The 12,047-nt window shown below is 63.6% G+C and carries 9 protein-coding genes; 8 read left to right on the forward strand and 1 reads right to left on the reverse strand.

Features of this window, described 5'->3' with window-relative positions; genetic code table 11:
* The first annotated feature begins 306 nt into the window (after window positions 1-306).
* From HU752_RS29940 to HU752_RS29975, 8 genes are all read left to right on the forward strand, one after another.
* Window positions 307-2,241, forward strand: coding sequence for a putative nucleotidyltransferase substrate binding domain-containing protein (locus HU752_RS29940; RefSeq protein WP_302471875.1), 1,935 nt, complete (start codon window positions 307-309; stop codon window positions 2,239-2,241).
* Window positions 2,238-2,945, forward strand: a complete 708-nt coding sequence (locus HU752_RS29945; protein WP_186684349.1) for a 3'-5' exonuclease — start codon at window positions 2,238-2,240, stop codon at window positions 2,943-2,945. The genes HU752_RS29940 and HU752_RS29945 overlap by 4 nt, the downstream gene beginning before the upstream one ends.
* Before the next feature lie 247 nt (window positions 2,946-3,192).
* Window positions 3,193-3,711, forward strand: a complete 519-nt coding sequence (locus HU752_RS29950) for an RNA polymerase sigma factor (RefSeq protein ID WP_186684351.1) — start codon at window positions 3,193-3,195, stop codon at window positions 3,709-3,711.
* Entirely contained in the window at window positions 3,708-4,688 is a 981-nt protein-coding gene (locus tag HU752_RS29955) for a FecR family protein (RefSeq protein ID WP_186684353.1), read from the forward strand. Before HU752_RS29950 ends, HU752_RS29955 begins: the two co-directional genes overlap by 4 nt.
* Before the next feature lie 314 nt (window positions 4,689-5,002).
* Window positions 5,003-7,432 carry a TonB-dependent siderophore receptor gene (locus HU752_RS29960; RefSeq protein WP_186684355.1) on the forward strand — a complete coding sequence of 810 codons (2,430 nt, stop codon included), beginning with the start codon at window positions 5,003-5,005 and terminating at the stop codon, window positions 7,430-7,432.
* Window positions 7,433-7,501: 69 nt separating this feature from the next.
* Entirely contained in the window at window positions 7,502-8,623 is a 1,122-nt protein-coding gene (locus tag HU752_RS29965) for a PepSY-associated TM helix domain-containing protein (RefSeq protein WP_186684357.1), read from the forward strand.
* A complete protein-coding gene (locus HU752_RS29970; RefSeq protein ID WP_186684359.1) occupies window positions 8,620-8,805 on the forward strand; it encodes a hypothetical protein in 186 nt (61 codons plus the stop codon). Before HU752_RS29965 ends, HU752_RS29970 begins: the two co-directional genes overlap by 4 nt.
* A gap of 345 nt (window positions 8,806-9,150) precedes the next feature.
* The gene (locus tag HU752_RS29975) at window positions 9,151-10,443 is read left to right on the forward strand and encodes an MFS transporter (RefSeq protein WP_186684361.1); all 1,293 of its coding nucleotides are present in this window, start codon (window positions 9,151-9,153) and stop codon (window positions 10,441-10,443) included.
* 200 nt (window positions 10,444-10,643) lie between these two features.
* On the opposite strand, the gene creD is transcribed toward HU752_RS29975, so the two are convergent.
* Entirely contained in the window at window positions 10,644-12,017 is a 1,374-nt protein-coding gene (gene creD, locus HU752_RS29980) for a cell envelope integrity protein CreD (protein ID WP_186684363.1), read from the reverse strand.
* Between the last annotated feature and the right edge of the window lie 30 nt (window positions 12,018-12,047).

Raw genomic sequence — 12,047 nt, forward strand, 5'->3', positions numbered from 1 at the left:
GTTCTCAGGCTTCCCTTGGCCAGCCAATCCCCTGGCACAGTGCTCAGACATCGCTATACGGCTGCTCAATGTGCACTTCGTCGGAAAGTTTTCCAAGAGGTTCAGCATCAAGAATCTGACCCATTAACTGTAGGATATTTCCGAAAACGGCGGGGCCACCACGGCGATGTCCCGCCAATGATCAGGAATTTTTCCTGCGCACCCTAGACTTACGTCCAATGGGCACCCGCCAGCAAGCGTCCGACCATGGGTGAAAACAGCGACAGCTCGCGACAAGAACAACAACGGACAACAGCGGTAGTGGTTATGAGCAAAGCAGATGCCTTCACCCAGGCAGGGAAGACCGCGGTGTTGCAAAACATCCACGGCACCATGCAGTTCCTGCAACGATTCCCCCCGTTCAACCAGATGGAACAGGCCCACCTGGCCTATCTGGTCGAGCAGTGCCAACTGCGCTTCTACAGCCAGGGCGAGAGCATCATCAAGCCCGGCGACGGCCCGGTGGAGCATTTCTATATCGTCAAGCAGGGGCGCATCGTCGGCGAGCGCCCACACACGGCCAAGGGCGGTACCCAGACCGTCTTCGAAATCACCACCGGCGAGTGTTTCCCCCTCGCCGCGCTGCTCGGTGAGCGCGCGACCCGCACCGAACACCTGGCGGGCGAGGACACCTTCTGCCTGCAACTGAACAAGCCGGCGTTCATCAAGCTGTTCTCGCTGTCCGACTGCTTCCGCAATTTTGCCCTGCGCTGCGTCAGCAGCCTGCTCGACCAGGTCAACCAGCAGGTGCAGCAGAAAGCTGTGGAAACCCTCGGCACCCAGTACTCGCTCAACAGCCGCCTCGGCGAATTGGCCATGCGCCACCCGGTGACCTGCAGCCCGTTCACGCCGCTGCGCGAGGCGGTGACGCTGATGCACGAACAGCAGGTCGGCAGCATCGTGGTGGTCGATGACGCCAAGGCGCCGCTGGGCATCTTCACCCTGCGCGACCTGCGCCAGGTGGTCGCCGACGGCATCAGCGACTTCAGCCAGAGCATCGACCGGCACATGACCCAGGCCCCGTTCGCCCTGACGCCGGAGCACAGCGCCTTCGACGCGGCGATCGCGATGACCCAGCGGCATATCGCCCATGTCTGCCTGGTGAAGGATCAGCGCCTGTGCGGCGTGGTGTCCGAGCGCGATCTGTTTTCCCTGCAACGGGTCGACCTGGTGCACCTGGCGCGGACCATCCGCACCGCCGCCCGCGTGGAAAACCTGGTGACGATCCGCGGCGAGATCGGCCAACTGGTCGAGCGCATGCTCGCCCACGGCGCCTCCTCGACCCAGATCACCCACATCATCACCCTGCTCAACGACCACACCGTTTGCCGGGTGATCGAACTGACCCTGGCCGAGCGTGGCGACCCCGGCGTGCCGTTCAGTTGGCTGTGCTTCGGCAGCGAGGGCCGCCGCGAGCAGACCCTGCACACCGACCAGGACAACGGCATCCTCTTCGAGGCCCGCGATGCCGCCCATGCCGCCGAGATTCGCGGCAAGCTGCTGCCGTTGGCCCAGCAGATCAACCAGAGCCTGGCGCTGTGCGGCTTCACCCTGTGCAAGGGCAACATCATGGCCGGCAACCCCGAGCTGTGCCTGTCCCGCGCGGAATGGGCCCGGCGCTTCGCCGCCTTCATCCGCGAAGCCACGCCGGAAAACCTGTTGGGCTCGAGCATCTACTTCGACCTGCGGGTGGTCTGGGGTGAGGAACAGGCCTGCCAGCAACTGCGCCAGGGCATTCTTGCCCAGGTCGGCGACAACCGCCTGTTCCAGCGGATGATGGCCGAGAACGCCTTGCGCAACCGTCCGCCGGTGGGGCGCTTCCGCGAGTTCGTCCTCAGCCGCAAGGGCAACGACAAGGCGACCCTCGACCTCAAGGTCCAGGGCCTGACCCCTTTCGTCGACGGCGCCCGCCTGCTGGCCCTGGCCAACGGCATCGAAGCCAACAATACCCTGGAGCGCCTGCAGCAACTGGTCGCCCGGGAAGTGATCGACCCCCTCGACGGCGCCGCCTATGAAGAGGCCTATCACTTCATCCAGCAGACTCGCATGCAGCAGCACCAATTGCAGACCCGCAGCAACCTGCCCTACTCCAACCGGGTCGACCCGGAAAGCCTCAACCACCTGGACCGGCGCATCCTGCGCGAGTCGCTGCGCCAGGCCCAGCGCCTGCAAGCCAGCCTGGCCCTGCGGTACCAGCTATGAAGCTGTTCTCCTGGTTCAAGGCCAACGCGCCGCAACTCGATGCCGGGCAGTTGCAACGCCTGCAACGGTTACCCACCGCGGCACCGTTGCGCGAATGCCCGCTGCGCGAACAGCGCTGGGTCGTGGTCGACCTGGAAACCACCGGGCTCAACCTGAATCGCGACCAGGTGATCTCGATCGGCGCGGTGGCCATCGAGGATGGCGCCATTGACCTCGGCCAGTCGTTCGAGCGCACCTTGCAGCGCACCGAACGGACCGTCAGCCCCAGCGTGCTGCTCCATGGCCTGGGACCCAGCGCGCTGGCCGCCGGCAGCGACCCGGTCGAGGCGCTGCTGGACTTCATGGCGTTCGTCGGTGACAGCCCGCTGCTGGCTTTCCATGCACCGTTCGACCAGCACATGCTCTGCCGCGCCCTGAAGGAAAGCCTGGGCTATCGCCTGCAGCATCCGTTTCTCGATGTTGCCGACCTGGCGCCCCTGCTCTGTCCCCAGGCAAACTTCCGCGAAGCCGGGCTGGATGACTGGATCAACCATTTCCGGTTGCAGGTCGAGGAACGTCACCATGCCAGCGCCGACGCCCTGGCCACCGCCGAACTGGCATTGATCCTGTTCAGCCGCGCACGCCAGCAGCAACTGGACAGCCCGCTGCAACTGCAACAGCGGCTGGGCCAATGGAAACGACGGCAGCAGGCGCCTTCATTCTGAAACTACGCGGCGCCTCTTCGCGGATAAACCGGGGCGCCGGACCGCCGGCTCCCACAGAGCTCGGCGCTGCTCACGGACTTTTTGAGCAACTCAAGAGGGGGGGAGCCGGATTTATCCGCGAAGAGGCCGGCACCGACTACCACGCCTGCATGATGGCAATCCGACCAGCAGCCATTGCACCTTTCCCGGCGCCCTGACACAATCGCGAATAGTTCTCGTTAATTTAAACTTCCTGTCGGTAATCCCCGTGTCGTCAGTCCGAAGCCCGCACAATGAGCTTGTTGGCGCCCTGTATCGCGACCATCGCAGTTGGTTGCTGGCATGGCTGCGACGCAACATCGCCTGTCCACAACGCGCCGAAGACCTGAGCCAGGACACGTTCGTCCGCCTGCTCGGTCGTGACGAGCTCAAGGCTCCGCGCGAACCCAAGGCGTTCCTGGTGGCGATTGCCAAGGGGCTGCTGTTCGATCACTTCCGTCGGGCTGCGCTGGAGCAGGCGTACCTCAACGAACTGATGCTGCTGCCGGAACACGAACAACCGTCGCTGGAAGATCAGCAACTGATCCTCGAGGATCTCAAGGCGATCGACCGGATGCTCGGCAAGCTCTCGAGCAAGGCTCGCTCCGCCTTCCTCTATAACCGCCTCGAGGGCCTGAGCCACGCCGAGATCGCGGAAAAACTCGGTGTCTCGGTCCCCCGTGTGCGCCAGTACCTGGCCCAGGGCATTCGCCAGTGCTACATCGCACTGTATGGCGAACCGACATGAATCCGTTCAATAACAAGCCGGTGTCCGCCCGCGTCCTCGACGCCGCGATTGCCTGGCAACTGTGCCTGGACGGCAGCGGCCGCAGCGCGGTGGAACAGGCCGAGTTCGAGAAGTGGTACGCGGCCAGCGAAGAACACGCCCGGGCCTGGAGCCAGTTGGGCATGCTCGACCAGCGCTTCAGTGGCACCAGCGCACCGGCGCGCAGTGCCCTGCTGAAATCCCGCGACAGCGCGCACCGGCGAATGCGCAAGCTCGGCAGTGGCCTGGCGAGCGTGATGCTGGCCTGCGGCCTGGCCCTGCTGCTGGGCAACCACTACCTGCCGATCGACTACTGGCTGGCCGACCAGCGTACCGCCACCGGCGAACAGCGTACCCTGCACCTGGCCGATGGCACCGTCATCCAGCTCAATACCCACAGTGCGCTGGACGTGCGTTTCGATGAGAAGACCCGCCGGGTGGTGCTGCGCGACGGCGAGATCCTGATCGAGACCGGCCACGGCGACGCCCGTCCGTTCATCGTCGAAACCGGCGACGGGCGCATGCGCGCCCTGGGCACACGCTTCCTGGTCAAGCGCGAGGACAACGGCACCCGCCTGAGCGTGCTGCAATCGGCAGTGGCCGCCCGGCCCGAGTTGCAACACGACGAACAGATTCTGCATGAAGGCCAGCAGGTACTGATGCGAAACGATCGCCTCGGCCCGTTGCAAACCCTCGATCCCGGGGCCGACGCCTGGACCCGCGGCATGCTGGTGGTCGACAACATGCGCCTGGCGGACATGCTCGATGAACTCGGCCGCTATCGCCGCGGCCACCTTGGCGTCGATCCGAAGGTCGCCGACCTGCGGATCACCGGCAGCTTCCCGCTGCACGACACCGACCTGGCGCTGACCGCCCTGCTGCCGACCCTGCCGGTGCAGATCGAACGGCACACCCAGTGGTGGGTGACGGTACAGGCCAAGGCCGACCCCAAACCCTGAATGTAGGCACCTGATCGTCCCCAACCGATCGTTCCCGCGCTCTGCGTGGGAATGCCTTTCAGGACGCTCGGCGTCCGCTCTTGTGACGCAGAGCGTCACGGGCTGCGCTCACACGCGGAGCGTGGGAGCGATCAAGATCGGGAACGATCATCCACCTGACCGGCCACGGAATGCCTCACACCTGTCCCCACGGGAGGACGGTGTTCATCCGGAGAGCCAACGTGAATCTAAATTATTTTCAATCAGCCCTATCACTTTTCGAATCTCGTCCGGCCCATAGGCATTGAGAAACATTTCCATTCAGGAATCCGCCCATGTCCCGCACGCTCGATACCCTGCTTCGCCCCAGTCTCCTGGCCGCCGCCATCGCCCTCGGCACGCCGCTGCTCAGCCCGATGCTGATCGCTGCCGAACAGGCCTCCAGCGTGCGCGCCTACAACCTGCCGGCCGGTCCGCTGGGCGCGGTGCTGAGCCAGATCGCCAGCCAGTCCGGGGTAACCCTGAGCCTTGACCCGGCCCTGGCCGCCGGCAAGACCTCGGCACCGGTCCAGGGCCAGTTCGACGCCCTCGGCGCCCTGCATGCCGCACTCAATGGCACCGGCCTGCAACTGGTACAGAGCAGCGCCGGCACCTATACCCTGGTTCCTGTCGTCGCCGGTGCGCTGGCCCTGCCGGAAACCAACATCACCGGCCAGGGCAGCGGCGAAAGCGCCTGGGGCCCGGTCGAGGGCTACGTTGCCACCCGCACTGCTGCCGGCACCAAGACCGACACCGCCCTGGTCGAAGCCCCGCGCTCGATCTCCGTCGCCACCCGCGAGCAGATGAAGCAGCGTAACGTACAGAACCTCGACGACGCCGTGCGCTACATGCCAGGCATCGTCGCCAGCAGCTTTGGCAGCGACAGCCGCGCCGACTGGCTGCTGGTTCGCGGTTTCGAACCGACCCAGTTCCTCGATGGCCTGCCTCTGCCCAAGGGCGTGTACGCCAACCCGAAAATGGAAACCTGGAACCTGGATCGTGTCGCCCTGCTGCGTGGCCCGGCTTCCTCGGTGTACGGCCAGACACCGCCCGGTGGCCTGATCGACATGGTCAGCCGTCGTCCCAGCACCGAAGCCAGCCATGAGGTCGAAGTGCAGTACGGCACCGACAATCATCGCCAGATCAACTTCGCCAGCACCGGCAAGATCGATGACGACGGCCAGTTCCTCTACAACCTCAGCGGCGTGGTCCGCGATGGTGGCACCCAGATCGAAAAGATCGATGACAAGCGCTACAACATCGCTCCCAGCCTGACCTGGAACATCGACCCCGACACCCGGTTGACCCTGCTCTCGCAGTTCACCCGCGACGATACCGGCATGACCAGCCAGTTCCGGCCGATCCAGGGCACCAAGATCAAGATGCCGTTCGGCGACATCTCCCGCGACAAGAACCTCGGCGACCCGAACTGGGAATACTACGACCGCACCTACTACTCCCTGGGCTACGCCTTCGAACACCGCATCAACGACACCTGGCAGTTCCGCCAGAACCTGCGCTACACCAAATCCGAGCTGTCCTTCCAGGCCATTACCCCCCTCTCCTATCCCTATGGGCAAGTGGATAACCAGGGCAACCTGTCCTCTCGCAGCACCACCAGCACCGACGAGAACATCGGCCAGATCGCCATCGACAACAACCTGCAGGGCAACTTCAATACCGGCGAAATCGCCCATACCCTGTTGCTCGGCCTGGATCACCAGCGCAGCGATACCACCTACACCTCGATCTTCGGCAGCGCACCCGGCATCAACGTGAACAACCCGACCTACGGACTGGCGATCACCCGCCCGGCACGTTCAACCGCCTATTACGACTACAACCAGAAAACCAACCAGACCGGTCTCTACATCCAGGACCAGATGGCCCTCGATCAATGGCGCCTGACCCTCGGCGGTCGCGAGGACTGGGTCCACAGCGGTACCACCTACTTCAACAAGAACGACGTCACCAACACCCAGCGGGACAAGGCCTTCACCGGCAATGCCGCCATCAGCTACGTATTCGACTCGGGCGTGGTGCCCTACCTGTCGTATGCCGAGTCGTTCCAGCCGACCAGCAACGCCAGCGCCTCGCCTACCGAAACCTTCAAGCCAACCGAAGGCAAGCAGTGGGAACTGGGCGTGAAATACCAACCACCGGGCAGCAACACGCTGCTCACGGCTGCGGTGTACGACCTGACCCAGAAAAACGTGCAGGTCACCGACATGGTCGGCAACACTCCAGTCACCAGCCAGACCGGCGAAGTGAAGGTCAAGGGCCTGGAACTGGAAGCCACCTCCGACGTCACCGAGAACCTCAAGCTGATCGCCAGCTACACCCTGTCCAAGTCCGAAGTGCAGAAAGGCATCTACAAGGGCAACCGCCTGCAACGGATGCCCGAACAGCAGGCCTCGTTGTGGACCGACTACACCTGGCACAGCGGCTTCCTCGACGGCTTCGGCGTCGGCGCCGGTGCCCGCTACACCGGCAATACCTACGGCGACCAGGCCAACACCTGGCTCGGCAAGGCCGATGCCTACACGGTGTTCGACGCGTCGGTCCACTATGACCTGGGCCGCGTCGACAACGCCCTCAAGGGTGCCACCGTGGCGGTCAAGGCCACCAACCTGTTCGACAAGGAATACCTGTCCACCTGTGACAGCTACTACTGCTACTACGGTGACCAACGCAGCGTGGTCGCCAGCGTGAACTACAAGTGGTAACCGACTAGCTTCATCGCGTCGAAACAAGGGTCACGGGCAGCCGTGGCCCTTTTGCATTTGGAAAATGCCATGAAAAGCCACACCATCCGCCGCTGGGCCTTCATCCACACCTGGACCAGCCTGATCTGCACCCTGTTCCTGCTGATGCTGGCACTGACCGGGCTGCCGCTGGTCTTCCACCATGAGATCGACCATCTGCTGGGCAACGAACCCGAGCTGCGGCAGATGCCCGCCGACACCCCGCAGTTGAATCTGGAACAACTGGTGCAGGCCGCACAGGCCCATCGCCCCGGCGAGGCCATGCAATACCTGGCCTGGGACGATGATGATCCGAACGGGGTAATCGCGATCATGGCGGCCACTGCCGGCACCGAACCCAACTCGTCGCACTCCTTCATGCTCGACGCCCGGACCGGCGAGGCCCTGGAAACACCGGCGGCGAACGGCGGACTGACCCTGTTCCTGCTGCGCCTGCACGTGGACATGTTCGCCGGCCTGCCCGGCAAGCTGCTGCTGGCCTTCATGGGCGTACTGTTCGTGCTGGCACTGATCTCCGGCACGGTGCTGTACCTGCCGTTCATGCGCCGCCTGGAGTTCGCCAGCGTGCGCCAGGACAAATCCAGCCGCCTGCGCTGGCTCGACCTGCACAACCTGATCGGCATCGTCACCCTGACCTGGTGCCTGGTGGTCGGCGTCACCGGCGTGATCAGCGCCTGTGCTGACCTGATCATCGACGCCTGGCGCAGCGAAAGCCTCGGCGCCATGGTCGAGCCCTATCGCAACGCCCCGCCGCTGACCCGGCTCGCCCCGGCCAGCGACCTGCTGAAGATCGCCGAGCAGGCGGCCCCCGGCATGCAGCCGGACTTCATCGCCTTCCCGGGCACACGTTTCTCCAGCGAACATCACTACGCGGTGTTCATGAAGGGCGCCAGCCAGCTGACCTCGCACCTGCTCACACCGGTACTGATCGACGCCAGCAACCTGCAGGTCACCGCCGTGGCCGAACGGCCCTGGTACATGGATGCAATGGGCATGTCGCAACCCCTGCACTTCGGCGACTACGGCGGCCTGCCGATGAAGGTCCTCTGGGCCCTGCTCGATGTGCTGACCATCGTCGTGCTCGGCAGCGGCCTGTACCTGTGGTGGGTCCGCCGCCACCCCAAGGCCGCCATGGCAGAGGCCTGCCGATGAAACCAAGGGCATCGAATTTCTGGAAGGTCTTCGCCATCCCGCTGCTGATCGCCGTGCTCACCGCCGCGGGGTTGTTCACCGCGCTGCTCGGCGATGGCCTGTGGGATGCGCTGAGCTGGCTGGGCCTGGGCATTCCGGCGGTAATCGGCATTCAGGCCCTGCTACGTCGCCGCCCCCGCTGACTCCATAGTCATACGACAACAATGAAAGCGCCCATCGGTCAGAAACCGCGATAGGCGCTTTTTTTGTTGAAACTCCAATTGACATCCCCTCTCGACAGTCCTTATAAAGGCGCTAGTCATACGACGACATACAACGAAACATATTCGCTCCAATAAAAATAATTCAAAGAGTGTCCACGCAAATGACCGGATTCATTGCACCTCCTGCAGGCCTGTGCGCCCTGCTCGCCACTGGCTCCCCAACAACCCACTCGCCACCCTCCTGATGTCCCGACGCACCCGTTCCCCGTTCGAGCACGGGGCGCTACGCACCACCTCGACTCCAAAAACAAAAATGGTGAAGTGATGAAAATCAAAGGCATCCGCTGGTGGATGATCGGCCTGGTCACCTGTGGCCTGATGGTCAACTACCTGGCTCGCAACACGCTGTCGGTGGCCGCACCGACGCTCATGAGCGAGATGAACGTTTCCACCGAGCAGTACTCGCATATCGTCGTCGCCTGGCAGATCGGCTATGCGTTGATGCAGCCGATCGCCGGCTACATCGTCGACGCCATCGGCACCAAGCTGGGCTTCGCGATCTTCGCCATCGCCTGGTCCCTGGCCTGTGCGGCGGCAGCCCTGGCCAGCGGCTGGCAGGGCCTGGCGTTTGTGCGCGGACTACTGGGCGTCACCGAGGCCGCCGGCCTGCCGGCGGCGGTCAAGACCACCACCGAATGGTTCCCGGCCAAGGAGCGCTCCGTCGCCATCGGCTGGTTCAACATCGGCTCGTCCTTCGGCGCGCTGCTGGCACCGCCCCTGGTGGTCTGGGCGATCCTGCAGAGTGGCTGGCAACTGGCGTTCATCATCGTCGGCGCCCTGGGCATCGTCTGGAGCCTGGCCTGGCTGTGGCTGTACAAGCACCCACGGGACCAGAAGCGCCTGAGCGACACCGAGCGCGACTACATCCTCAGCGGCCAGGAAGAACACTTCAAGGACGCCACCCCGAAAAAGGGTAGCTGGAAAAAGGTCGTCATCAGCCGCAACTTCTTCGCCATCGCCAGTGCACGCTTTCTCTCGGAGCCGGCCTGGCAGACCTTCAACGCCTGGATTCCGCTGTACCTGATGACCGAACGGCACATGAACATCAAGGAGATCGCGATGTTCGCCTGGCTGCCGTTCCTGGCTGCTGACCTGGGCTGCATCCTCGGCGGCTACCTGAGCCCGTTCTTCCACAAGCACCTCAAGGTCAGCCTGTTCACCTCGCGCAAGATGGTGATGTTCCTCGGTTGCAGCTGCATGATCGGCCCGGCCTGCATCGGCCTGGTGGAAAGCCCGTATACGGCCATTGCCCTGCTCTGTGTCGGCGGCTTCGCCCACCAGACCCTGTCCGGTGCGCTGTACGCGATCACCTCCGACTCCTTCGGCAAGAATGAAGTCGCCACGGCCACGGGTGTCGGCGGCATGTTCGGCTACTTCGGCGCGGCGCTGTTCACCATGGTCCTGGGCATCATGGTGACCAAGGTCGGCTACAGCCCGTTGTTCGTGGTCCTGGCGATCTTCGACATCGTCGCCGCGCTGCTGGTGTGGAACGTGGCCCGGCCGCTCAAGTCGGCGCCGAACGAACCGACGCTGAACGGCACCCCCGCCACGGCATGATACCGAGGTAAGGCTCAAGGGCCCCTTCGCGGATAAATCCTGCTCCCACGGGTTCAGTGGTGGTCACAGAACCTGTGAACGCCGCTCCTCTGTGGGAGCCGGATTCATCCGCGAAGCTCTTGACGATCTGAAGGACGCCCTCGCCAATCAGCCATGCCAACTCCCTCCCCCACTGCTGTTCCTCGCGCAACCCCAGCGACCTACTCATGGGCCACCTCGGCATCGACCGGCTGGCGGCTGCTGGTCCTCGCCAGGCCGACCCCATACCAGTCGAGCTTGCGGGTCAGCACCATGAACACCCCGAGCAGGCTGAACAGCAGCAGCGAGCCCATCAGCAAGGCATAGTCCTCGGCGCTCAGCAATCCATACAGCAGGCCGTAGAGCGCCGCCAGCGCCGTGGCGAAACCCAGGCCGTGCCCCAGGCTGCGCAGTACATGACAGGTGTAGAAGCCGATCAGGCCGACACAGGCCCCCGCCGACACCAGGTACGCCATGCCAAACCCCAGGTGTTCCGACAGCGACAGCAGCAACAGATAGAACAGGGCCAACGCCGCGCCGACCAGGGCGTACTGGATCGGATGCACCGCCAGGCGCTTGAGCACTTCGAACAGGAAGAAACCGGCGAACGTCAGGGCAATGAACAGCAGCGCATACTTGATTGCACGATCGGACTTCAGGTACTGGTCCACCGGGTCGATCAGGCTCACGCCGAAACTACGATCGTTGAAGGACTCGCAACGGTTGGTGTCCACGCAGCTGCTCATCGCTTCATGCAGGTTGGTGGAGAAGAACGAGGTCTGCCAGTTGGCCGTGAAACCCTGCTCGGTCACTTCACGCCGGGCCGGCAAATAGTTGCCGATGAAGCTCGGGTGCGGCCAGTCGGCGGCCAGGTGCACGCTGCTGGTCTTGCCGACCGGAATCACCTGCAACTGGCCGGTACCCTGCAGCGTCAGGTCAAACTCGAAATCCAGGCGTTGCTGCTGCCGGCCATCGACTCGCGGCAGGGTCACATGCACACCATCGCCCAGCCAGCTCACCTGGGTTCCCGGCGTGAACTCCAACTGCCGGTCACCCAACTGCAGGGTCAGCGCATTCTCGATGCCACGGATATCGCTGATGCCGACAGCCAGGTAAGGCTCGTCGAAACGGTAGTCGGCAAAATCCTCGTCGATACCCAACTGCGCCGGCAGCACGAAAGTGCCGCTGATATGGTTGTTGGCGTGAAACAACCGTGCTTCATAGATACCCCGCGCACGGCGCTCGGTCTGGATCTTGCCATCGACTTCGAAGCGATCCGGCAGCATGAACAAGCGCCCGCTGACTTCCCTGGTCTCCTGGATACGCTTGCCCTTGGCGTCGGTCTTCCATTCCCGCAACGTCTGGCGATACGGCACCACCAGCACCGGTCCGCTGATCAGCTGGCTGTTGCTGGAGCTGCGGGCGATATCTTCCAGGACACCGTCGCGCAGGTACTGCCGCTCGCGGATCAACCCGTCAATCATCATCAACGGGACCAGCAACAACAGCATCAATAGGGCAATCGCCCCGAATTTTATCGCCAGACTGCGGTTCATGGGTCTCTCTCCCTGATTGGAATGGGAGAG

It is taken from the genome of Pseudomonas vanderleydeniana (assembly GCF_014268755.2).
GTDB lineage: Bacteria > Pseudomonadota > Gammaproteobacteria > Pseudomonadales > Pseudomonadaceae > Aquipseudomonas > Aquipseudomonas vanderleydeniana.